Raw genomic sequence first — 24,052 nt, forward strand, 5'->3', positions numbered from 1 at the left:
CAGAGATCCCGTCCGCAGTTGTGCCGATGTAATTTCCCTGGATTAGATTATTATTGGTATTGGTTTGGCGAATGGCTACACCGCAGGAATTGTTACCGGAGATCACATTGCCGGAGCCGGAAACCGTTCCGCCAATGGTATTTGATTGTGCACCTCCAAACAGAACCACTCCATAAAAGGTATTCCCCAGATCAGCCGTTCCGTTTAAATCGGTTCCGATATAATTTCCTTCTACCTCGTTTTGCGTAGATCCCGTGATCATTACACCGGAATGGTTGTTGGCTGAAATAATGTTACGCGCAGCAGTAGATGTGCCGCCAATTACATTGCTATTAGCACCGCCGGCAATATAAACACCGGCATTGCCATTAGCAAGTGCAGAAGTTCCATTTTTATCGGTTCCGATAAAATTTCCCAGAATTGTGTTATTGTCTGCTCCCAGCAGATATACTCCATCGCCTGTATTGCCGGAGATAAGGTTGCCTGCACCTGTTTCAGTACCGCCTATCGTATTATTTGGTTCAGTAACAATGATACCATCATTACCATTTGGCAGTGCAGTAGTTCCGTTTTTATCTGTGCCAATATAATTGCCTTTAACTATGGTGTTTTGTCCGCCAATATAGATTCCGTAGTTTGTGTTGCCTGAAATGATATTCCGCTCCACCTCGGTTGATCCTCCAATGACATTATGGTAATAAGAGTTGATGTAAATTCCTCTTTGATTATTCGGTGCTGCTGTAAGGCCATCCGGTGCAACACCAAGGTAATTGCCGATGATCGTGTTGTAGCTCGACCGCAGTTCGATACCGGTATAGCTGTTGGTAATTACATTGCGCATTCCTGCACCAGTACCACCTATGATATTGTTATTGGCGGAGTTGAAAGTAAGAATGGCTTTGCATTGATCTGCTGCAAAATTGGTGATGTGTAACCCTCTGATCTCACAATAAGAAGCGCCGCTCAAATAAATTCCAACCGCTGTGTTTAAAAGATCAGTTCCATCAATGACAATCCCCGGCGCACCATCGGGCCAGAGGCCCTGCCATTGCGAGCTGGCATCAATAATGGTGTAATCTCTTGTTATACTTGGCAATGCCGTTACCAAAGTAATGGTGCCGGTTACATTGAAATCAATCGTATGAGGCCCGACTGTGGCATTTACCTGCTCAATAGCCCAGCGCAGGGAGCCGTCGCCGCTGTCGTTCAGATTCGTTACCGTGTAGCTATTTGCCCAAACTGCAGATACTGCTAAAATAAATAAACATGTGATCATGAAATTTTTCATTTTTCCTCCATTTTTTGGTTAAATTCTTGTCTTCTCAATTTGATTTTTCTGATAGCCTTCTCATCTTCAAATCTGCTCTTACGGGTTATATTCTTGATTCTGCCGTTGCCGTAGGTAACCGTGAAGCCATAAATGAAGCTTCCATCCCGCTTGTGTAATTTGTAAATCTCGCTAACTTGAGAGATTTGATTTCTACTCATAAACACTCCTAGTGGTAAAAATCTGCACAATCGATGCCAAAACCACAGATTTAAATTTTTCAATAATTCCTAAACTGTAATATAACAAGAGCTTAGCTTATATTTAACAATATTCCCTGTAACACGAACATTATCAAACTTGACAAAATCTTGCAGAATCGCAATTTGAAAATGCAATCGTAGCAGAATTGCAAGGGAGGATGAATGACCGCTATGAAGAGTTTGCAGGCAAGCCTGAAAAAAGTCGGGAAACTGGATAAATTACCGATTTATGCTGAGATCATTAATTTGCGATATCAAGATCGGGATTGGGATTTTATCTCAGATTTCAGGGCTGCAATCCAGATATTTGAAGAATATCTTAAGTTTGATAAAAAACCCCAGGAAGATAGCTGCGAAGCAATGCAAAAGATATTCAATCTGGTGCTGCAGGCAACTCGTCAATTTGCGCGCGGAAAAGATTTTGCAGAAATCTCTGCTGCTTTTAACCGACTGCAGCAATATTTTAAGCAGGCTGACCTACTGGCACAGATCTACGAAAATCTCGGGTACCTTTTTGATCAGCAGCAGGAAACAGAGAAGGCTGTTAGCCTGATCAAAAAGAGTATCTCTCTGGCAGAAGCTTCCGGCAGAACGGACATTCTGGTGGGAAGATATTCCAATCTCGGTTATATCCATGAAAAGCTGGATCAGTTCAGCCAGGCGCAAAAATGTTATGAGCAGCAGTTGAACTTCGGTCTGGAAAATCATCTGGATGAAGCTGTTTTTATGGCATATTGCGGTTTTGGACGCCTCAATATCGGTTCGGGAAATTTTCCGGCAGCCGTCAATTACCTGTTGGAAGCTCTCAAGTATTATGCGGATGAATCTGCCAGCAGTGTGATGGCCGTCTATCTGAATCTGGGAACTGCCTACGGTCGTATGTCCCAATATCAGGAAAGCCTCAAATATCTCAGTAAATACATAACGGATGAGATACGCGCTCAAAGTCCGGAAATGTATATTTCTTTCCTGGTAAATGCTGCTAATTGTTATGCCGCAATGGAAAATTTTAAAAAGGCGGAAGCAAGCTGGCAGTTAGCGCTGTCGCTGGCCAAGCAGCACAATGATACTGAGCTTTATACCTCCATTTTATTGAATTATGGTTTGATAGAATTGGATCGCGAAAACTGGCAGCAGGCAGAGATCAGACTGCAGGAATGTCTTGATTTTGTGGATCTTAATTTTGTTCAGAAAATATTGGCTACTCAGGGAATGGGAATTGCCTGTTATCAGCTCGGTGAACGTGATAAAGCCAAAAAATACCTGCAGGAAGTGATTTCCGAAGTTGCCGATCAAAAGCGCAAACTCGGTATCATCAAAGGTTTCAGCACATTGATCAGAATCTACGAAGAAGAAGGAGATTATAAAAATGCCTTCTACTATCAGAAGAAATTCAGTGAATTTGAACGGGAACTTTTTGAAGTAAAGTATAAACTGGAACTGGAAGAGATCAAAAAGAGAGAAGAAATGAAACGTAAAAAATCTTCTTCTTCTTTCCATTATCGACATAATTCACTAGTTTCTCAGGAACTTTCCAACCGCATCAAAACCCCTTTGATAGGTGTGAGTTCAGCGCTTAGAAAAGTTGTTGATCTGGCTTTAATTGCAGCCAGACAGGAAAATGAACCGGTCTTGATAACGGGAGAATCCGGCACTGGCAAGGAGATAATTTCCCGCCTGATCCACTTTGCCAGTACCCGCAAAGATAATCCCTTTGTTGTAGTAAATTCTGCAGCCATCACCGAAACTCTGGCTGAAAGTCTTTTCTTTGGCAGCGAAAAGGGAGCTTTTACCGGAGCTGACAGAAGAAAGATCGGTTATATTGAAGCAGCTCAAAATGGCTCATTATTTCTGGATGAGATCGGCGATCTGCCCCTGAGCCTGCAAGCCAAATTTCTGCGCGTGATCGAACAAAAAGTTATTCAGCGACTGGGCAGCACCAGAGAACACAAAATCGATTTTCGACTGATCTCGGCTACGAACAAAGACATCAACTTTTTAGCTCAAAAAAATCTGTTCCGTTTTGATCTGCTCAATCGCATCAATACTCTGGAAATTCACATTCCTCCCCTGCGAAAAAGACTGGATGATATTCCCTTTCTGATCGATTATTTTATCTCTGAGTTGTGCTATCAAGCCGGTCGGGAAAAACCGCTGCTGACCAAAGAAGCTTTGCAGGTTTTTCTGGAATATCCCTATCCGGGCAATGTGCGCGAACTAAAGAATATTATTCGCCGTTCGCTGCTTATGAATACAAGACCAGTTGTAGAAGCTGAAGACATTATTTTACCTGATCCTGATAACAGGAAAATTTCCAGTGTTGTTGATCTTGAGGGAAATTTGCATCTGGCACAGGCTGAAGAGCGCCTGATAAGACTTGCCCTGCAGAAATGTGATAATGTGCAGGTAAAAGCTGCCAAACTGCTGGGAATTTCACCTTTTTCTCTCAGCCGAAAATTGAAGAAAATGGCGGAGTGAAGCACAACTGACCAAGTCAGATTTTTTTTGGGTTCGCAAAGCTCTGATTTGAGAGATTCCTCATACTTGTGCCAGCGTAGTTTCTCATAACCGTAAGGGCAACCTTCGAGAATAACTCTGAATGTTGGAAAAATCCACCAGAATAACTATAAAATTATTTTTCTAGCACTATTGGCTGGTAACTTCAGTATCAGCTGTAATGCGGAAAAATTTTTGATCTCCCATTGCTGCGTTAGAAGTCCAGCTTTCGCCAACCAAAGTTCCCTCTCCTGTTATCTCCACAAAAGTTCCGTCCGGGGTATCGCAGGCATAAATGTGATAGCTGCTGGCATTTGTAATTTCATCCCAGTTCAATACTACGATACCGGTTGCTCCGATGTTTATTGTCAGATTTTCGGGAACGGCAATTGTAGGTCCTGTAACAAGAACATTATCAATATTCCATCCGGAATACTGATTTGAGCCATCTGAGGCGAGTCTCCAGCGGATTTGAATAATGTTTCCCGCCGCCTGTGCAGAAATGTCGAAACTAACTTCCGTCCAGGCACTTTCCTGAACATAAAGAGGATGATTCAGGGTAACCCAGTTTGTGCCGTCAGATGTAATATCCAGATAAACTTCATCATAGGAATTTTCCACGTTCAAATAGCGCCAGAAACTAAATAAAACATCCGTCTGAGAAGTACAATCTATTTGGGGTGATAACAAGTAAGAAGTTTCGCTGGCATTATAAAATCCATCACCAGTCAGATCATTACCGGCACATTTCATTCCACTGTAAGCCGTTGCCGGATCGGGAATTCCGGAATCTAACACCTCTGTTTTCTGGTGATTCATGTTCTCAGGATCAGATTCTAAAGTTTGATCGTTATCCTCCGCTCCTCCTGGAATATCTATTTCCCAGGAACTGTTTGTACCACCCATTAACCAGCTTGAAACATCACCTTCAAAACCTTCCGAAAATGGCACACTGAAGATTGTGGCTTGCGTAGTAAAATCCCATACATCTCCGCTTGTGGAAATTCCTGTATCATTGTTGTAAGCAATAACCTGCCACTCATAATCAGTTAAAGCTTCCAGGTCGGAATAGGCATAGCTACCGCTTGTTCCTGCTGTAGCAGATGATGCTACTTGGCTCATGTTGCCGGCTTCTCCAAACCAGAGATCATAAGTATCTGTATCGCTGCCGAAATCCCAGGTCAGATTTCCAGATTGAGCAATAGAACCGGCACCATTGGCCGGATTGGGATTTTCCGGCACACCCGGAGCTCCGGCAGGTGTGTAATGAAGCCTGATAACAAGAGCATAATCGGACATTGCACCGGAATAAGCAGGATAAGAGTCATAGGCATTTCGGTATAACGATCTGTCCTCTTGATAAGTATAACGAAAACGCGGATCACCAGCTTGAAGCGTTCCATCACGATTCTGATAAAAGATGATCAGATTATCCGTGCCATTATAGTCAAAAGGAAAATCGAGAGTAATATCATGCCAGCCGCCGCCATTCCAGTTCAAACCCCAATCATAAACCTGTGTGTAACTTGAGGCGTCTTCATAGGCAGTTGAAGTAAAATAGTCATCCGTTGTATGCTTCATATAAATCTGCTGGTTCGAAGTGTAGTAATTTGAAGGCGGCATCGCTTCATAAACGAAATATGATATTTTTGTGATCTGGATGGGACCTCCAATTTCCGACTGCAGATAGATCACTCTCGACCAGCCATAATCATAAGATCCGTCAAAAGGAACATCATTGGTAGTCGAAGACATTCCGGGAGCGGGATTTCCGATTTGAATGTAATCTGCAAATACTGAACCGGCAGTGAATAAAAGTACAAGCAAAATTAAAATTGTCTTTTGCATTATTCCTCCTTTTTTCTATTCTACTGCACTTGCCATTCCAGATGTCGTCCTGTTCTCAATAAAATTTCATAACTCATTTATTATTTTATAGTTAGGCACTTCACATAAAAAACATGAAATGTGAAAAAGAATTATCCCCGGCCTTCTATAGCAAAACTGCAAGAGAAAAATGCAACTGGTTGCAAAATCGCAAGGAGGAAAAAGGGAGGTAAATTCGTCAGAGTAACGATAAATGATTAACCTTCTCAATGGTCGAATAAAATGAGACCTTGTGAATGGTTAACAACTTCAACATCTTTCTGAAACATTCTCTCGCAAAATCTTCCTTGTTGGTTTCGGAAAGTTGATGCATGAAACCTTTCCGACAGCTTCTCTACGAATCTGCGAAAGAAGCTGTCGGAAAGGGATGCAGAACCATTGCGGAGGTCTAACTAGCATCCGCAAGGTTTCGAGGTTGGTTTCTTCGTCTCGATTGAACTTATTGTTTTTACTGATCGTCCACGATCAAATTTTATCAGAAATGACCCAAAACAGAGTTTGGGTTAAAAAAAATCCAATTTACTTTCAAATGAAAATCAATAATAAAGAAAATTTTTTAAATTTGACTATCACCTCGGAAAACCCCGACGCAAGCGTCGAGGAATTCTATTGATTAAAAAATTTCCTGATTTATTAACCTCCCTATTTTTTAGTTCTGCTCCATTTCAGCTGGTCAGTGTTAGTTTTACAATAAAAAAATAAACTATCTAATTTATGTTTTTATTTTGACAGTTTCTGCTAAATTTTTCAGATTTATCTCGTAAGAGAGTTATAAAAGAAATCGTTGTTGCAAGAGAAATTTGCAGAGGAGAATTGCCAATGACAGGGAAAAATGAATCCAATAAAGTTGAACTCTTTCTGTTGTGTTTTTTTATCATAATAATCCTGCCTCTTTTGTATCTGCGCCGCACCATCGATCCGGTAATGACGATCAGAATGTTTTTTCTCACATTCGTGTTGTTTTTCATTAATCTGGTCATACTTTTCAGATTTAAGATTTATAAAGCTTCCTTTCCGGTTTTTCGGCAACTTATCTACCTTGCTTTTTGGGGGTATCTGCTGTTTTCCGGTCTTTCTCTGCTAAAGGCAACAAATCTGCCGGAAGCTCTTTTTGATCTCAGCAAAGTCGTGCTGTTCTTCATCCTGCTTATTTTTGCCACTTTGATAATTGATCTTAATAAAAACAATATCCCGATCGTCTGCAAAGCTATCAGCATCAGTGCTATCATTATTGCCAGTGTCGGTTTAATCCAGTATTTTTTTAACGGACTTTATTTCATTCCCGGTGCGAATGTTGTTTATTCCACTTTTACCAACCGCAATCTTTTCGCCTCCATACTCTTTTTGTCTCTGCCTTTCAGTTTGTGGTGTTTTTATGTTCTTCCCAAAAGATGGTCAATCTTAAGCCTGATCTCCATCTGTTTTTCCTTTTTCATTTTCACAGTTGTAAAAACCCGTTCTGTCTGGATGGCAAATTTCTTTTCGTTCCTGGTGATTTTATTGCTCATCTTTTTTAGTAAAAGATCTGAGCTGCTCAAGAAATTCATCTTTCACCGAAAAACATTTCTACTGATTTTACTTGTGGTCACAATTATCGGTATTGCCATATTATTGCCACCTCCATCAGAAATCAGGCAATCTCAAATTGGCAGAAAAAGCATGTCTTCTACCAGCAGTTTGGATGTTCGCCTGAAAGCCTGGAAAAAGACGATTCCCATGATTCGAGAACATCCCTGGCTGGGTGTGGGAATTGGCAACTGGAAAATAATGCTGCCCAAATACGGCGTGGCTGGCATGAGAAGCGAGCAGGGTAAGTATCAGTATCTGCGCCCGCATAATGATTTTCTGTGGGTTTGGGCAGAATTGGGCATTCCGGGAATTTTATTCTATGTTTCTATTTTTGCAATTTTCATAATCTACGTTCTGAGGATCATTTTTAGAAGTACAGACAAAAACGACATCCTGCTTGCTCTCTTTCTGCTGTTTGGAATCTGCGGCTACCTTATTATATCATCTTTCAGTTTTCCCAAAGAACGCATCTTTCATTCTGTAGTTTTGATGTTGATGATAGCAATTACTTCCATTATTTATAACAAGTTGCATCCTGTTCGTGCCAGGCGGACCTTCCTGCCTGGAATTCCCACCATGATTGTAAACTTATTACTTCTTTTTATTCTGCTGATCTACTGCTATTTTCGCTTAAAATCGGAAATTCATCTCTATTTCAGTATGCAGGCCAGAAGAGTCATGAATCATCGTGTGCAGTTAACTGCTCTTTCCGAGATTGATCCGCGCCTGTATAATATGTCACCAACCGGTATTCCCATTCACTGGTTTCGTGGAATTGCTTTTTATGAAATAAATCAGATTGATCTGGCATATCAGGATTTTAGAAAAGCTTATCAAAATCATCCTCATCATATTTATATTATAAATAATTTAGCTTCCTGCTATGAAATTATGGATGATCATGAAAAAGCTATTGAGTTTTATAACAGGGTTCTCAGCATCTCACCAAATTTTGAAGAATCCCTGATCAATTTGAGTGCGGTTTATTATAATATGCAGAATTATGAGAAAGCCTATGAAACGATCCAGCGTTGCAGCGCAGAAACCGAAGATGACAGATACAAATTTTACAAGGAACAAATAGAGAGAAAAATTAAATCTGAAAATTAGAAATTAATTGACAGTAATTCTTTAAGAATAAGAAATTTACCAGTCGGCTAAGGAGAGTGTAGTGATTGTATTTTATGCATTCTGGCAGACATTCTCGACGAAAATTTTGTGCGAAATAATTATTGACCTGAAACAAAGGAGCGTTCTATGAAAAAAAATCTTGTTTTTTTATTGTTTACTTTTTTACTATTTCAAATTTGTTTTGGAAATCCGCCTCCCGTTAATAATCCGGATAGATTGGGCGTCAGCATGATCGGTTCTTATGTAAGAGACTATGGAGATTACACAGAAGTTACAGGTACGTTTTATCCCAATGTACTCCCTTTAACTTGTACTGGCTATAATGTTCAGGGTTTTCTTCCTGAAAATGTAACTCTTACTTCTATCGAATCACTTTATTATTGGGGTGAGGATAGTTCTTATTGGCCCGCTTGTGAATTTGGATTAACATCTCCACATAGTTTCACCGCTACTTTTAATACCTCTTCTTATTATGCTGTAAACCCCGGTCAAGGCACCCTTGAAATTTGGGCAGATTACGATGATTATCATGCACAAATAGATGCCATGATTACTGTGACTGTACCGGGTATTGATTATTACTGGCCACAGGATCCAGCCAGCCCCGGTTCTACTATCAGCAGAGAGATTTACACCATGAATGTACCCGCTTCGGCAACCCTTCCCTGCCCTTATACCGATGAACCAGCTGTCGGTTTATTCAAAGATGGCGAGATGTTCAGTACAACTTCGTATTCCACTATGATGCCTGGATCTTCATATATTTTCCAGATGGATCTGCCTGAAACGATGGCAACGGGTGACTGGCTGTTGTATCTGCTCTATGATTATCAAGATTTCAGATACCGACTCTGTAAAGAATTTCCAATCGTAGATGATCTGGGCTATCCTTCGCCAGCTGCCTTGATAGCTCCCACAGATGGCTCAGTAGTTCCACCGGGCAATGTTGAGTTTGAGTGGGGATATAGCGGACCTGTTACGCCAACCGGCTATGAATTGTGGTATGGCAATGGTAGTTTCACACAAACTCACGATATTCCATGGGGAACTGATACATACACAGAATCATTCACTCAAACGGCACAATCTTATAACTGGTATGTAAATCCCTATACTGAAAACGGTACTTTCACCAGAACTTATCCGCAGGAAGATCCGCAAGTTTGGGGTTTTTCCACCTGGAATCCTGCACCGCCACCAGCAGATCCTATCGATCCAAGCGGCGGCTCAGCTTCCTTCAATGGCGGTGCAACCGGTTCAGGGACAGGTTCCACAGTCACAATTACACCCGGCAGCATTCCACCCACCCTGCCTATCAATATTTCTCAAACCGATCCCGCCAGTTTAGGCGTTCCCTACCCGGATAATGCTCTGGATATTGCTTTTACAATCGAAACTGATGGTTCCATTGCAACTCCGCTCACGATTAGAATTGAGTGGGATTATCCCGTGCCGACACCTCCTACCAGCGGTGCTCCAACTCTACTTGTTAATCATGGCGGTGGTTGGTACCATCATCTTGTAGATGCCTGGAATTTCGATTCTCCTTCTTACTGGATCGAATTTTCAACTGATCAGCTGTCAGACTGGGTGATCGGTGATGGAGATGATAATCCTCTGCCGGTAACCTTGTCTGCTTTCACCGGATTATGTTTTGAAGGCATTCCTCATCTGAATTGGACAACTCAATCCGAAACAGAAAATCTGGGCTGGAATATCTATCGCAGTCTTTCTCAAAACGGCTGGCAAGAAAATAACATCAGCCAGATCAATCCGGAAATGATTCCCGGACAGGGCACAACTGCGCAACTGACAAATTATACCTATCAGGATATTTATGATATTGTGGAAGATGAAACTTATTTCTATTGGCTGCAAAGCATAAGCATCAGCGGTGATGTGGAAATTTATGGACCGGTTTCAGTTCTGGTCGAGATTGAAGAAGAACCGATCGTTATTCCCGATCTACCGGAAACAACTTTCATTAATAACAATTATCCCAATCCTTTCAACCCGATCACAGTTATTGAATTTGGTATCAAAGAAGGAGAAACCGGTAATTTCACCATCTATAATCTGCGCGGTCAGAAGGTGCTGAATCAGAAGTTTGAGGAAGGCTATCACACCTATCACTGGAACGCGGAAAAGCAGGCATCGGGAATCTATTTCTATGTTCTGAAAACACCTTCCTACAATCAGGTAAAGCGAATGATTCTACTGAAGTAATTTAAACTTAAGAATATCAGATAAAACCTTCCGGACTGCAAAGTCTGGAAGGTTTTTCTACATCAAACCATAAGGATCGATATCGATCGACATTTTGATGCTGCTGCTCAGTCTGATGTTTTCTTTAAGGCGATTTACCACCTGCGAAATGATCTGCACCGAAGCCGCTTTGATGATGATGTGATAACGATAACTGTTTTGCAGCCGCACCATAGGAGCCTGCACGGGTCCCAGAATGCTCAGGTCGCTGCTGTCGTAATAACTTTTTATTTTATTTAACAGCGGATGAATCGTGGCCAGCTGCTCCCGCAGATATTGTTCTCTGGGATTGGTAAACAGGATGCGAGCCATGCGCTGGGCGGGAGGATATTTCAGAATCTGGCGCAGTTTCAATTCCTTGTCGGCAAATTTTTCAAAGTCCTGCTGCATAGCCAGCTGAATGGCAAAATGTTCGGGATTGTAGGTTTGAATGATAACTTCACCAAGTTTCTTTCCGCGACCGCTGCGACCGGCCACCTGAGTGAGAAGCTGAAAAGTTTTTTCAGCTGCCCGGAAATCCGGCACATTCAAGCTGATATCTGCCAGAACCACACCAACCAGAGTTACATTGGCAAAATCCAGTCCTTTGGCGATCATCTGCGTTCCCAAAAGAATATCCACATTACCGCTTCCCATGCGGTCATACATGCTGTCGTAGCTGTCGCGGCTGCGGGCTGAATCGGAATCCATGCGCAAAATGCGAGCCTGGGGAAAAAGTACCTGCAGCTGCTTTTCGATCTGCTGCGTGCCCGGCGCACCGAATTGGAACAGATAATTGCCGCAGTCCGGGCATTTGCGCGGCATATTGGTTTTCTGCCCGCAAAAATGACAGATCAGTTCCTGGTGATGACTGTGAAAATTCAGGCTGATATCGCAGTTGGAACAGGCAAATAATTTTCCACAGGAAATACACTGTACAAAAGAGGAATGTCCGCGCCGGTTCTGCAGCAGGATGACCTGTTCTTTGGCAGCAATTTTCTCTTCTATTTTATCCCGCAATTCCTGCGATATGAGAATTTTGGGATCTTTATGCTCGCACATATCGATGATCTGCACTTTAGGAAGTTCATATTCCAACGGTCTTTGTGTAAGTTTGAGAAGCAGGAATCTATTCAGCTCCACATTCTGCCAGCTTTCCAGGGAAGGTGTAGCACTTCCCAGAATAACTACACATTTGGATAGTCGCGCCCGTACGATCGCAATGTCACGTCCGTTGTATTTGGGAGTTTTGTCCTGCTTATAAGTGGTTTCGTGTTCTTCATCCACGATGATGATGCCGATATTATCCAGCGGTGCAAAAATAGCACTGCGCGCTCCGATCACGATCCTGCTTTTACCTGATTTTATCTTCTTCCACTGCTGCCAGCGCTGGCGTTCGTTCAAGTGGCTGTGCAGAATGGCGATATCCTGCCCGAAAGCATTGAAAAAGCGTTCCACCATCTGCGGAGTCAGGGAAATTTCCGGAACCAGCATCAAAGCAGTTTTATCTTCCTGCAGACATTGTTTTATGGCTTCGATGTAAACTTCAGTTTTGCCGCTACCGGTAATTCCAAATAACAGGAACGGCAGGAATTGATTTGAGGAAATTGCCTGGTTGATCTCAATTACTGCTGTTTTCTGTTCCCCGGTAAGAGTAATTTCTTTTTTCACTCTGGCGGCTTTGAATTGATATTCTTCATCCTGCAGTTCGCGCGGCTCGATACTGACCAGACCTTTTTTCTCCAGAGCTTTTAAAATTGAGCGCGTCACATCTTCCACGATCTCGCGCAGTAAAAATGGTTTTTTATATTTTGAGATGAGCTGCCAGGCAGCAGCCTGCTTATCAGTGAGATCTGGAATTTCCTGTACCTTGTTCTGGATGACAAAATTAGCTATCTTCTTCTTTATCTTGGCATCGAAAACCCGTTTAATCTCAACGATCCGCATATCTTCCAGTTTTTCCAGCCATTCATTGAAGCTGGTAGAAGGAATGGATAATTTTTTCTTCAGATCAGCAATATCCAGCCACTCTAATTCGCTCAGTTCATTTATGATCAATTCAGGATTGCCGTCACTTTCGGGAATGATCTTTTTAGAAAGCAGTTTCACCTGTTGCTGAATCTGCACATTAAAGGCAGACGGCAGCATGGCATTTAGTGCCATTCCCAGAGAACATTGATAATATCTGCTGATCCACTGGGCTAGCTTGAGCAGGTTTTCCGAGATCTTGGGTTTTTCATCTACCACTTCCAAAATGAATTTGTAATCCAGCTTGGTATCGATCTTCTGGGTTTCCTGCCAGACAACTCCGGTGTGATAAGAGTTTCCAAAGCTGACCAGAACGCGGCAGCCCCGCCTGATAGGCTGGTTGGAGCGATAGCTAAACAGCTTATCAAGACTTACCGGCAATGCAATATCATAGTATTTCATAAAAGTAATGACTTCCGAAAAATTATTGCGTAAAAAAAATTGAAACTCTGCGGCCTTCCCGCCGAAAGACCGCTCTTTATTTATTTATAAAATTTCATTCTGAAAGAATAGCCCACAGCTTCCTGCACTGTGATATCCCAGTTCAGAATGATCTCACGACATTTATTGATAAAGGTGGGAGTAAAATAGCTGCCCTCGATCTGTTTAATATCCACTGCTTCCACCTGGCCGGAAGGACTGATGATCAGCGCAAATTCCAGGCTACCGTACATATCGATCATCATCGATTCCGTGGTGAATAGCTTTACGATCTGCGGTTTGTAGGCCGAGACGATCTTGTCGATATGAGCCAGCTGCGTTTTCTCCTGGGGTGCCATCTCTTTTATTTCAATGTTGCCTTCCTGCATCATTTTAATACCGGAAAAACGCTTTTTGATCTCTTCAAACTTCTTTTTGCTGCCAATTTTGGTAACGTTGTACTGCCCCATATTTCCGCCCAGATTGGCCAGATCGATCTCTTCAAAGCCGCTTTCGCTGTCCAGATCGATGCCTTCCAGACCACCCAGATCTCCTAAACCGTCACCATCACCTAATTCAACCTTGGAACTGATCACATCCAGTTCACTGGCACCGCGGGTAATCTTAGGAGTTGAAGTTACATTTGATCCATCTCCACTGGAAACGATCTCCTGAACTTCCGTTATCTCCAGCAGCTGGTTATTCAGTTCTTCCTCGCTGCCGCCGGATAGGCTGGCATCGAGAGAAAGCCCGAATTCCGATTCAAATTCTTCGGATGTCATTCTGGCTGCCTGCCGCACCTGCTGGGTCACTTCCTCTTCCCTTGCTTCCCGCCTGGTATAAGTAGTCTCCTGCGGTTCTACTTCCTCTACAGGTGCAACTTCCACTCTGGTAGCAATATCTTCGATGCGGGAAAGTCTATCGGCCAGGCCAACTACTTCGGGAGGTTGATAGCCGGCTTCGAACAAAAGAAGTCCACCGATGGTGAAGATCATACCCAGGAAAATGAATATGCGGGTAAATTTCTCCTGGGAAGAAAGCTTGGTAAAGGTGGCAAAAGTTTTAGCGATCTGCTTTTCCGCTTCTGTTAATATCATCCGATAAGGTTTGGTAAAACTGTACTCGATCTCCCAGTTATCCAGAAACTTTATCCTTCCCATCTGATTCTGCTGCAGCTGCAGCACTCCATCTTCCAGAAGTCCTTCTTCTTTCAGCTGCTGTTTAGACAGGATCTGATCGCCTTCCTTGACCAGAATATCCATATCTTCCCAGAGCTTGAGCTCGAACCGATCCTTCCTGCGATTGATCAATTTGAACTTTTCCGGGAAAGAATCATCCAGAATCTGCCAGAGCAGATTTTTATCACTTCCCAGATAGAATTGATTATCAAAATCTCTCTTATACCTGGCAATATCCAGGTACTTATTTTTATATTTCAGTTTCAGGTTCAATATCTTATTTTGCATAGATCACCCCTGAATTCCCAGAACTTCATTTTTTTCATCAGTATGAATGGTGGAAAAATAGATATTGGCAAAAGAGGCCTGGGCACTGAATTTAATGAACTCCGTAATATACTTGCAGTCCAGGTCTTTATCGCCCTGGATCAGTAGACAGGGGATATGATCGTTCGCCTTGATCTTGTCAGCTTCCAATTTCATATAACGAAGTAGAGAAGTTCGAACATTTTTGTTACTGACAAACTCCTGCAGAGAGCCCACGGGAACATTCTCTTTTCCATAGAGGATCTGATCGGGATAGATCTTGATGATGATGGTCTGGCCGCTTTCGATCAGAGCATTCTTGGTAATCGTGGTGGGCAGCAGCATACCTTTGGGCACGTTCTTCTCGGAAGCATCCATGGATACGTTCTTGATGATGAACACCAGCAGGATGGTCAAGATGTCGATCAGGGAGGTGATGTTCAGATCTTTGGTTTTATTGCTTTTCTTTTTATGCAAGCTCTTGCGTGACTGGCTTTTCCAAATAGGAACATAAGATAATTTTTTCATCGCTTCCCTCCTATTTGGCCTTATAGAATTTGGTTTGCGTGGTCAGATACTTGATGCTGGGGAAGTCGTGGCTTTTGCAGATATCGATGCTGCGCAGGAGTGTATCGAATTTCACGTTGGGATCGGGCAGGATCTCCATAATAAGTTGCTTGGGAAACTCCTTTTTCAAGCCGGCGATCTTCTCATCCAGACTCACATAATCATATACATTTTCTGAGAGCATGGGAATGGTAGTAACACCCTGTCTATCTTCCACTTTTATTTCAAATCTGTCGGGATATAAGACCAGAGTCAGGGCTCGGGGAGGTTCTTCCACGGCTTCTTCCTGCTGAGCAGCACCTTGAGCTGGCAGAGTTATTTCGATCATTGCCAGGCGCACTGAGATCATGATGGTCATCAGCATCGGAATGATGACGATGAACAGATTCATGATCGGGATCAGGTTAGGTGATCTGGTTTCCCGCAGAGATTTTGACCTGCTTCTGGATGGACCATAGGCCATAATTTATTCCTTCATTAAAATTTTTATCATTTCATCTTTAAATTTAACTGCTTTAATCCTTCATGGCATAGGTGATCTGGTTGATCGCTTTTACACTGAATTCATCGATATCGTTAATGATCTTCTCGGCTCTTGCCTGCAGGGCTCCCTTGATCAGCATGGTGGGAATAGCTACGATAAGACCGTAGGCTGTAGTTCCCATGGCCATGGCTATACCTTCTGTAAGCAGGCGGCTTTTATCAGCTTCAGCTGCTGTGGCCAGAGCATCAAAGGCATTCACCAGACCGAAGATCGTTCCCAAAAGACCCAGCAATGTTGCTACCTGGGCAATAATATCGAACCAGAACAGTCCGGCATCGATCTTGGGAATGGCCTGCAGCCCGGCCTCATCAAAAGCGTTCTGCACATGATTCTGCAGTTCCACACCTTTCTTGCCGGAATCTACTCCGTCGCTGTAACCCAGCAGTCCGCTCCAGAAGATGAAGCCGATGGTGGTCTTCTTGAATTGTGAACTGATCTTGATAGCTTCTCTGATCTGGTTGTTCCTGACGTAGCCCTTGATCTTGAGAAAGAAATTCTGGGTATCCAGTTTTTCCTTGATGGAGAGCTGCCAGTACTTCACAATTGCCAGGATCAGCATGATCACCAGCAGTATGGAAATGATGTACATAAACGGCCCACCACTGATGAACAATCTCTGCACGTTTACTGCTGAAAGATTGCAGACCGATAAGATCAGCAGCGTGATTATCAACAACTTCAAAAAATTTCTATTCATTCTAATTCCTCCCGAATTATCTATTCTTCACTTTTATAGAGCATTTTATTAGACTCTTTTATTTTAAGTTCTATTTTCTGTCTTCTCATCAGCTCAAAATCGGTCTCTTTGCGGGGCATCAGAGACGATTCATCCGGTTTTCTGATCTCCACCTTCACCTCTTCCTCCTCCTGGCTGGTCAGCATCTTGATCTTGTTCCTGTCAATCTCAGCTTCTTCCTGCTGCTGGCAGAAGATGGGGAAACTCAATATTATTATCAGGATCAGAAAGATCACTCTTTTCACTTTTGTTCTCCCTTTTTATAAGACAGCTCAGCGATCAGGCCTTTATAATAATCTGCTCCGATCACCTCGATGACCACCTCGTTCTCTCCCGGTTTTAAGTTGGAAAGCTGCAGAGTCTGCACCTGAACTTTTTTCAATTTATTATCATAGACAATGCCCTGGGCATCAAGGAGATTTTTGCCGTTGACCCAGAGGGTGATCATGTGCTGGCCGAAAACCTTCAGTACTGCATCTTCAAACTGATCGGGCAGGATGAAGAGTTTACGGAAATAGACAATATCTACATTGATGGTATCCAGTTCGGCAAACCAGATCTCCTCAGCTGGACTCTCTTCCAGGCCATACATCTGTTTCTGGAAGTACTGGAAGTTGGCCTGGCCTACCGGCAGCCAGACCAGCGATTGCATAAATTCTTTCAAAGTCTTACTCGTTCTGGCCTGATCATAACGAATAGCAGAACCGGCCGCCAACCAGGTCTCATCCGTTACGATCATCTCCCTCTCTCGACCTTGACCTTGACCTTGATCTTGCCTCTCCACAACTACAGAATCCCGAGGTTCTTCTTTCACAGCAATAACCTCTTTCTGCTGTGAAGGATCCGGGCGCACACCCAACTGAATAAGACGAGTCAGGCTGAGCTCCGTCCACTTATCACTATAATCTTTATCATCCGAGAAGGTTTTGAGCAGGGTCTGATAGATCTGCACCGCTTTCTTGCGGAACTCATTAGCCAGCTGCAGGCTGTTGTTCTTGAGCGCTGTTTTGAACTGCTGCTGCTGGACAGGATTGCTTTTCATCTGCTCATTGTTGATCTGATTGGAGATATCCAGATAGGTCTGCACCTGGTCGATCACCACATCCGCGCTGTAATCATAACACCTGGCAATTGTATATAAAGCCTGGGTGCGGCGGATTGTCTCCAGATTGAAATTATTACCTTCCTGGATCAATTCGATAAAAGTATCCCTTACCTCATCACATTTCTGCATCAGCTTGGGAATGCGGCTTTCTCCTTCGGCTAAATGGTCTTTCCAGCGGGTCAGGCTGTTTACCTTGATCAGCTCATCCGGAGTCTTATCGATGATCTCATTTCGGGCTGATCTGAGGGCGTTTTCATATTTTACAAAGAAGTTGATAAAGCTCTTATAGTAATCAAATGTCTCATGAATGTGTTCGGTGGGAAGTTCCAGGCCCTGCTGGAAATAAGTGCTCTCTTCCTCGTAGAACTCTTCGATCTTGGTCATGACCTGGTCATATTTTTTTTCTTCAAACAGTTTATCTGCTTCTTCCTTGATATTTTTCAATTTATTGACTGCCACTTCCAAGAGCAGGTCAAGATCAGGATTCTTGCTGTAGAGCTTAGCAGCCACCTGTTCATATTCAGCTGTCCTGCCTTCATCCTTGAATTTTTTGGCTACAGCAATGAGAAGATCGTTGGCTCTTTCGTGCTGCGGATAGAGTTTTTCAAACTGCAGGCTGAGAGCTGTAACTTTAGCTTCATCACCTATCTCCTGATAGAGTTTGATGGCATGCAGTAGAATATTGGCTGGATTCTCTCCACCCATATCTATCCTGCCCACATCAGCATGCAGTTCTTCCAGAAGTTGAGCTGCCTGGCGTTTATTATCGAACTTCTCGCCTTCGTAAAAGCCGATGATCTGCAGGCGCAGTTTATAGGCCTGGTTGGTCTGGGGATAGAGCTGAATGAACTTTCGTCTCAGATCCACGCTTTGCTGCCAGTAATGCAGGCTGTCGGAAATGGACCAGGCACCGTGATAGGCACTGAGCACTTCGCTGCTGCTCTGACGGGTTGAAGCGATCTCCAGATAGAGATCGATGGCTTTTTGATTCTCACCAGCCTTTTTTAAATTTTTGATCGCTTCCAGTTTAAAAGAAACACTTTCTTCCGGCTTTTCCGCTTCGAACTCGGAGGCGATCTTCAGGTACTGCTGAGCTGCCTGACGGTAATCGGAAGCTGCCTCATAGGCACGAGCCCGAGCTAAAAGAGCAGCCAGAATATTGTTTTCAAAATTATCGGTATTTTCATCCACTGCATACTTGGATGCTTCCCTGAAATAGTATTCCGCATCATCATAGCGCTGCTGCAGCTGGCTGATCTCGGCCAGGCGTGAGAAAGTTATCATCTTCAATTCATCCTGCAGAGGATAGGTCAGAAGATCCTTATAATCATTGTAAGCTGCAGCGAACCTGCCGTCCTCATAATAGAGTTCAGCCCTGAAATAGGTGACTTTGATCAGCTGCTGATAGATATCGGGATTTGTCTTTTCATATTCCACCAGAAAGTCACGATACTGCGTAGAGGCTGCAATGAGCAGAGAATCCAGGCCTGCTCTATCGATCTCAAGGCCTCGCTCCTCAGCAATATATTTTTCAGTCTCCACGACCGGCAGCAGCAGGTCATAGAGCTTTTCATAATTATAAAAGCGCTGCTCATAATAGTGATAAAGTCCGGCTGAAACCGGCTGCTTTTCTATATAGGAATCGATCTCGTTAATTGTATCAAAATAGTGAGCCGGATTTTCGGTGATCTCAGCCAGATCCTGGCTCAGATCGACGATATTTTTACGCATCCTCTTTTTGCGCTGCACACTCTGGGGATCCGAGAATTCTGGATAAGCTGTGTAGTTGATCACCAGTTCTTCATAATTCAGATAATCGCTGTGCTGCCTGGTGCGCAGGAAATTGTTCAAATATTTTGGTTCCAGGAAGGCATAGGCTGCCTGGATGATCTCAAGTTGATCTGTTATATCTTGAGCTTGGTTTTTCTTATACCAGTCGGATTCTATAGTAAAATCTGTCACCAGCCTGTGCATCTGCTCAATGATCAGTTCCTGGGGATCCTGATCTTGGCGTACCCTCTGCGGATTCTGCTGATAAATCGTAATAATGGAATCGACAAGCGAGGGGCTGATGCGGCTGTCGGGATAGAGCAGCAGATAGGTCTTGTAAAGATCCACAGCCTGCATGGGAGCATTATAGGTTTTCTTCAGTTCCACCGCTTTTATCAGGATCTGCTGGCCATAGTCATCTGCCACCGAGCTTTTCAGGATCTCTGCCGCCGCCTGGGCAGCCCTGGAATAACCGACAAAATCTGTACCGTCATATTCGATCAGGCTGAAAGCGATATTCTCAATAGCATCAGCCTGGAAAAAAGTGCTTTTTTCACTCTCACCAGCTCTTTCCAGAATCCCTAAAATTGCACTAAAATCTTCTATGGCTTTGGTGAACCTGGCACTGGCAAAATAGGTCCAGCCGCGTTGGAAAAGTCCGTAATACTGCAGGGGATCACCTTCCCTCTGAGCCACAATATCAAAATAATAAATTGCCTGGTCAAAATAGGGTTTGGCAATACGGGCATCGACGGCCAGATCAAAATAAACCCTGCCCAGCCGGTAGGCGGCATCGGTGTTATAGGGTGAGTCGGGCATTTCCAGCAGCACCTCTTCATACGCTGAGATAACCCTTGCCAGTTCAGCTTTGCCAAGGCGCAGCGAATCGGGCCAGTTCATGACCAGATCGATATTCTCGATCCGCGCTGCATCACGGCGGGTAAGGATCGCCTTATAGTTATAAAAACCGATATTATAGAGAACTATATCTTTCTGCAGGAAATCCGGATCACTGGCGAGAACCTTCTCATAAAAACCGGCCGTCTTCCAGGGTTCAAAGATATCCACTTCGGCACTGAGTTCGGCCAGATTGAAATAGAGCTTGGCCAGCTGTGGAGTGTCAGGATTTTCCTCTATATAATCCAGAGTGCGCTGATAGACATCCCGCTTGTACTGGCGTTTCTGCTGGAAAGTTTGCTGCAGTTCCGCATCTGACTCTTGAGCTAAAAGTGGAGCGATCAGCAGAAGAGGGAAAAGCAATGTGATGATAAGTTTGTTACTATTCATTCTCAGCTTCCTCCACTTCTCGAACTTGATCTTGATCTTGATCCACCAGCTTCTTCTGCAGCTCTTGATACTGATTATCCAGCCTTTGCGAATTTTCAAACAGGATATTCAGCAGCTGATATTCATACTCCTTATTTTCCAGTTCTATATCATTTTCCACCACATCCAACATGGCATTATAATCATCACTTAACTCTGTAAATTCTGATAAAAGTGCTGTCTGCTCTTTTTTCAGTTTGCGTGACACCAGATTATCAAAGCTGTCTTTGATATCACGGCTCAAGTCAAACAGTTCCTGGCGGTTGCTTTCAATGGCAGCCACCTCCTGGTTGAGATATTGATCGTAGTCCTGGCTGGCAGAGTAGTTGAAAATATAGTCTGCAATCCTGTCGAAACCTGCAATATTGGTCTGCATGAGATCCTGATAGGACTGGATCTTTTCTAAAAGAGAAAAATTCTGATTCAGCTCAGCCAGCTGCTGCAGGCTCTGCCACTGGGCCAGCTGGGATTGCAAGAGGATCTTCTCTGCGGCCAGAGAACGAGCCAGCCGATAATCCTGCGGTGTGATCAGAGGTCTGGCTCTCAGATACTTCACCACCTGCAGTGTGATCAGAGAGGAATCGGCAAAAGCGATCTGACTGTTCAGATAACGGGCAAAATTCTCTCGGGGCATCTGCTGAGCCACCAGGATCAGAGCCCTGATATCGGCCAGAATGCTCAGGTAATTCTTATACTCTTCTTCCAGAACATAGAGCCGGGTCAGTTTTCTATCAGCACTGCCTCGGTAAAATCCGGACAGAAGCTGATCTATCTCAGACAGTTCAAACTCGATCAGATCCAGCTGATAGGAAAGATTTTCATAGGTCATATCTGAAGAATCGATGCTGGTCAGCTGCTCTAATATTTTTTCATATTTATCCAGGAAGAAATTCTTACTGGCCACATTTTCCAGCAGCTCCTGATTGGTCTGCATCAAGCTGTCCACCGCCGCTTCAGCCTGCGACTGATCATCAGGATAGTAGCTGGTTATAGTTAACATAAAACTGGCTGAGACATAAAACCTGCTTTTGGGAGTTCTGGTCACGATCGTGTTCAGCATGGTTTTGGCCTGTTGAAATCTTTGAGCCTGGAAATAGTAGCCGGCCAGTTCATAGAGAATATTATCATTTATCTGATTATTTATCTTATAGTATTCATCAAAATAGGTCCAGGCAAATTCGGATTCCTGCAGCAGGTAAATCCGGCCCAGGTTAAGAAGAGCAAAATTCTTCATCTGCCTGGAGATATCATCTTCTTGCAGGATCAGCTGCAGCTGATCCGCAGCCGACTCCACATCACCGGTAAAATATGCAATCAGAGCCAGCATACCTTGAGACTGCAGAGCATAGTCTTCTGCTGGTAAAAGGAGATCAAATTCCGTTTTTGATCGGGAATATTTTTCCAGATTAAAAAGGGCGTTGGCAGATTGGAAAGTCAGAAGTTCAGTTTTTTCGACGTTATAATTTTCGATCAGATTTACCAATTCTGAGTTCAATTGCTGCTCAAAATAAATTCCACTCAGAAGAACATAAGCTTCCTGCCAGCCGGGGGAAGACGGATAGGAATTAATGATCTCTTCCAGATAACTTTGAGCCTGCTTATACTTCTTCTGCTGATAGGCCACCTGGGCTTGATTCCAGAGCAGCTGATCCCTAATCTCAGGTATCTCTGCATAGATTATCTGCTGCTCATTCAGAGAAAGCTGTGATTCTGATAACATCTGCTCAGCCAGAAGCTTGTTCAGTTCTTCAGAACGCTGGGAAAAGCCTTTTTTTATCTCTGTAATATTACCAGTCTCATAAAGCTGATTGACTGCTGCTTTGAGAGCCAGGATATTATTGAGATAAGCCAGTTCTTCTTCAATGATTTGCAGTTCATATTTCTCAATTGTTACCTGTTCTTCCAGGCTGTAGGCAGCTCTGCCGTAGAGCAGTTTCTGCACGGCCAGGCTGGCTTGATCAGCTCCCAGCCAGGCTGTAGCCAAAACAAATGAGACAAGACTCAAGAATAATTTTTTCATGAGCATCTATCTGGTCGTTTTATTCTTGTTCCTGAAGTAATTTTCTTATTTCTTCCAGCTCTTTTTCTGCCTGCTTTCTGCGCTCACGAATCTTTTCCAGCTCAGATTCCAGGGATTCACCTTCACCATCACCACTGTAACTTCTGGTCTTGGAATAACTGGATAGGGGAACCTGACGTTTTCTGTCCGAAGCCTTGATCTCAGATAAAGCATCCATGGTATAGCTGACATTAATGGCATAATTATTTCTGTTTGAAGAACGTATCAGGTCTTCAAATTTGTAAATGGCAAAATTCAAGGTTAAATTGGAGATGTGCAGGTTCAGGTTCAAACTGACATTCTGGCCATCCAGCTCACCACCAAAACTGAGCCATTTGGCAGGTTTGATCTCCGCCCCCATGAAAATTCCGGTAAAATAGTGACTGATTTCACCACGTCCGCGAAATCTTCTGGCACCCATACCCAGATGGAAACGTGCTTCCAGATACTGCATGGAGTTCATGCCGGTCACCATGATAAACGATTTACTCATAACGCCGAAGGGCGAGAATTTGACATAATTTATGCCGTCGGGATATTCATAGGCTGAAGAAGTAGATTGATCTCCGCTATCTGATACTTCAGAGAACATATTAAGACAGCCGATGGCAAAGCCCGGGAACACCTCGGTTTCATCTGTTACCTTGAGTTTTATATTAGCTAAAAAACCGGCTGTACTGGTGTAAACGAAACCAATGTCAGCTCGATTGAATAAGCCGATTCTGTAGACTCCCGCATAATCGTATTCGTCGTAAGGTCCGGTTGCACCGGGATAGGTTTCATTCTCAGTAAAATGGTTCACATAGGAAAATTCCATCATCAGGTGCGGCAGGCAGTAGGCATCAGGAATATTTACATTTCCCATGGCAGTATAAGGAATAGCTGACAAACCAGAAATCAGCATGATCATCACAATCATTAATATTATTTTCTTCATTTCAACCCCCAATTTATAGCACTATGTTTCTTCTACGGGCTTGACAAGGTTTTGGTCAAGTAATATTTTATATTTATGAACACTGCTGTCCAGTTAAAGACAGTATGAAATCGTGAAGACGCAGATTATAAGTGGGTAAAATGGCATAAAAAATATTTTTCGATTTGAAATCGTAAATTCATTTTTCACCTTGCTCCATGGAGGTGGAAAATGAATAAT

At 43.3% G+C, this 24,052-nt stretch carries 15 protein-coding genes; 3 read left to right on the forward strand and 12 right to left on the reverse strand.

All coding sequences use genetic code 11. The features are described from left to right. Positions 1-1,288 (reverse strand): right-handed parallel beta-helix repeat-containing protein (locus K9N40_08145; protein MCF7814434.1); only part of this gene is annotated, 1,288 nt, incomplete at its 3' end. Next, a complete protein-coding gene (locus K9N40_08150) occupies positions 1,285-1,488 on the reverse strand; it encodes a hypothetical protein (protein MCF7814435.1) in 204 nt (67 codons plus the stop codon). The genes K9N40_08145 and K9N40_08150, both read right to left, overlap by 4 nt. A gap of 204 nt (positions 1,489-1,692) precedes the next feature. On the opposite strand from K9N40_08150, the gene K9N40_08155 reads away from it, so the two are divergent. Further along, positions 1,693-4,008: a sigma 54-interacting transcriptional regulator gene (locus tag K9N40_08155; protein MCF7814436.1), complete on the forward strand. Its 2,316-nt coding sequence runs from the start codon at positions 1,693-1,695 to the stop codon at positions 4,006-4,008. A 168-nt stretch (positions 4,009-4,176) separates the two neighbouring features. Here the strand turns inward: K9N40_08155 and K9N40_08160 are convergent, their stop codons facing one another. Continuing rightward, a complete protein-coding gene (locus K9N40_08160) occupies positions 4,177-5,874 on the reverse strand; it encodes a hypothetical protein (protein ID MCF7814437.1) in 1,698 nt (565 codons plus the stop codon). Positions 5,875-6,732: 858 nt separating this feature from the next. Between K9N40_08160 and K9N40_08165 the strand changes: the two genes are divergently transcribed. Both K9N40_08165 and K9N40_08170 read left to right on the forward strand, forming a co-directional pair. After that, positions 6,733-8,592 carry an O-antigen ligase family protein gene (locus K9N40_08165; GenBank protein ID MCF7814438.1) on the forward strand — a complete coding sequence of 620 codons (1,860 nt, stop codon included), beginning with the start codon at positions 6,733-6,735 and terminating at the stop codon, positions 8,590-8,592. A 147-nt stretch (positions 8,593-8,739) separates the two neighbouring features. After that, positions 8,740-10,839 (forward strand): T9SS type A sorting domain-containing protein, encoded by a 2,100-nt coding sequence (locus K9N40_08170; GenBank protein ID MCF7814439.1) that lies wholly within the window; start codon positions 8,740-8,742, stop codon positions 10,837-10,839. 57 nt (positions 10,840-10,896) lie between these two features. On the opposite strand, the gene priA is transcribed toward K9N40_08170, so the two are convergent. The 9 genes from priA to K9N40_08215 form a co-directional block, all read right to left on the reverse strand. Then, positions 10,897-13,287 (reverse strand): primosomal protein N', encoded by a 2,391-nt coding sequence (gene priA, locus K9N40_08175; protein ID MCF7814440.1) that lies wholly within the window; start codon positions 13,285-13,287, stop codon positions 10,897-10,899. 80 nt (positions 13,288-13,367) lie between these two features. After that, on the reverse strand, positions 13,368-14,771 hold the full coding sequence (locus K9N40_08180; GenBank protein ID MCF7814441.1) for a hypothetical protein: 1,404 nt from the start codon (positions 14,769-14,771) through the stop codon (positions 13,368-13,370). A 3-nt stretch (positions 14,772-14,774) separates the two neighbouring features. Further along, the gene (locus tag K9N40_08185; protein MCF7814442.1) at positions 14,775-15,317 is read right to left on the reverse strand and encodes a biopolymer transporter ExbD; all 543 of its coding nucleotides are present in this window, start codon (positions 15,315-15,317) and stop codon (positions 14,775-14,777) included. Between the two features lie 10 nt (positions 15,318-15,327). Next, complete coding sequence (locus tag K9N40_08190; protein MCF7814443.1) at positions 15,328-15,819, reverse strand: biopolymer transporter ExbD; 492 nt, start codon at positions 15,817-15,819, stop codon at positions 15,328-15,330. 52 nt (positions 15,820-15,871) lie between these two features. Then, entirely contained in the window at positions 15,872-16,597 is a 726-nt protein-coding gene (locus K9N40_08195; protein MCF7814444.1) for a MotA/TolQ/ExbB proton channel family protein, read from the reverse strand. Positions 16,598-16,617: 20 nt separating this feature from the next. Next, on the reverse strand, positions 16,618-16,881 hold the full coding sequence (locus K9N40_08200) for a hypothetical protein (GenBank protein MCF7814445.1): 264 nt from the start codon (positions 16,879-16,881) through the stop codon (positions 16,618-16,620). Further along, positions 16,878-20,798 carry a hypothetical protein gene (locus tag K9N40_08205; protein MCF7814446.1) on the reverse strand — a complete coding sequence of 1,307 codons (3,921 nt, stop codon included), beginning with the start codon at positions 20,796-20,798 and terminating at the stop codon, positions 16,878-16,880. The genes K9N40_08200 and K9N40_08205 overlap by 4 nt, the downstream gene beginning before the upstream one ends. Next, positions 20,791-22,857 carry a tetratricopeptide repeat protein gene (locus K9N40_08210; protein ID MCF7814447.1) on the reverse strand — a complete coding sequence of 689 codons (2,067 nt, stop codon included), beginning with the start codon at positions 22,855-22,857 and terminating at the stop codon, positions 20,791-20,793. The genes K9N40_08205 and K9N40_08210 overlap by 8 nt, the downstream gene beginning before the upstream one ends. A 19-nt stretch (positions 22,858-22,876) precedes the next feature. Next, positions 22,877-23,833, reverse strand: coding sequence for a hypothetical protein (locus K9N40_08215; protein ID MCF7814448.1), 957 nt, complete (start codon positions 23,831-23,833; stop codon positions 22,877-22,879). Positions 23,834-24,052 lie beyond the last annotated feature (219 nt).

The organism is Candidatus Cloacimonadota bacterium, from assembly GCA_021734245.1.
Classification (GTDB): domain Bacteria; phylum Cloacimonadota; class Cloacimonadia; order Cloacimonadales; family TCS61; genus B137-G9.

Bases quoted from the DNA above. Each gene is read 5' to 3' on its own strand.
- K9N40_08150 (MCF7814435.1), bottom strand. From the start codon at position 1,488: ATGAGTAGAAATCAAATCTCTCAAGTTAGCGAGATTTACAAATTACAC.
- K9N40_08155 (MCF7814436.1), top strand. From the start codon at position 1,693: ATGACCGCTATGAAGAGTTTGCAGGCAAGCCTGAAAAAAGTCGGGAAA.
- K9N40_08160 (MCF7814437.1), bottom strand. From the start codon at position 5,874: ATGCAAAAGACAATTTTAATTTTGCTTGTACTTTTATTCACTGCCGGT.
- K9N40_08165 (MCF7814438.1), top strand. From the start codon at position 6,733: ATGACAGGGAAAAATGAATCCAATAAAGTTGAACTCTTTCTGTTGTGT.
- K9N40_08170 (MCF7814439.1), top strand. From the start codon at position 8,740: ATGAAAAAAAATCTTGTTTTTTTATTGTTTACTTTTTTACTATTTCAA.
- priA (MCF7814440.1), bottom strand. From the start codon at position 13,287: ATGAAATACTATGATATTGCATTGCCGGTAAGTCTTGATAAGCTGTTT.
- K9N40_08180 (MCF7814441.1), bottom strand. From the start codon at position 14,771: ATGCAAAATAAGATATTGAACCTGAAACTGAAATATAAAAATAAGTAC.
- K9N40_08185 (MCF7814442.1), bottom strand. From the start codon at position 15,317: ATGAAAAAATTATCTTATGTTCCTATTTGGAAAAGCCAGTCACGCAAG.
- K9N40_08190 (MCF7814443.1), bottom strand. From the start codon at position 15,819: ATGGCCTATGGTCCATCCAGAAGCAGGTCAAAATCTCTGCGGGAAACC.
- K9N40_08195 (MCF7814444.1), bottom strand. From the start codon at position 16,597: ATGAATAGAAATTTTTTGAAGTTGTTGATAATCACGCTGCTGATCTTA.
- K9N40_08205 (MCF7814446.1), bottom strand. From the start codon at position 20,798: ATGAATAGTAACAAACTTATCATCACATTGCTTTTCCCTCTTCTGCTG.
- K9N40_08210 (MCF7814447.1), bottom strand. From the start codon at position 22,857: ATGAAAAAATTATTCTTGAGTCTTGTCTCATTTGTTTTGGCTACAGCC.
- K9N40_08215 (MCF7814448.1), bottom strand. From the start codon at position 23,833: ATGAAGAAAATAATATTAATGATTGTGATGATCATGCTGATTTCTGGT.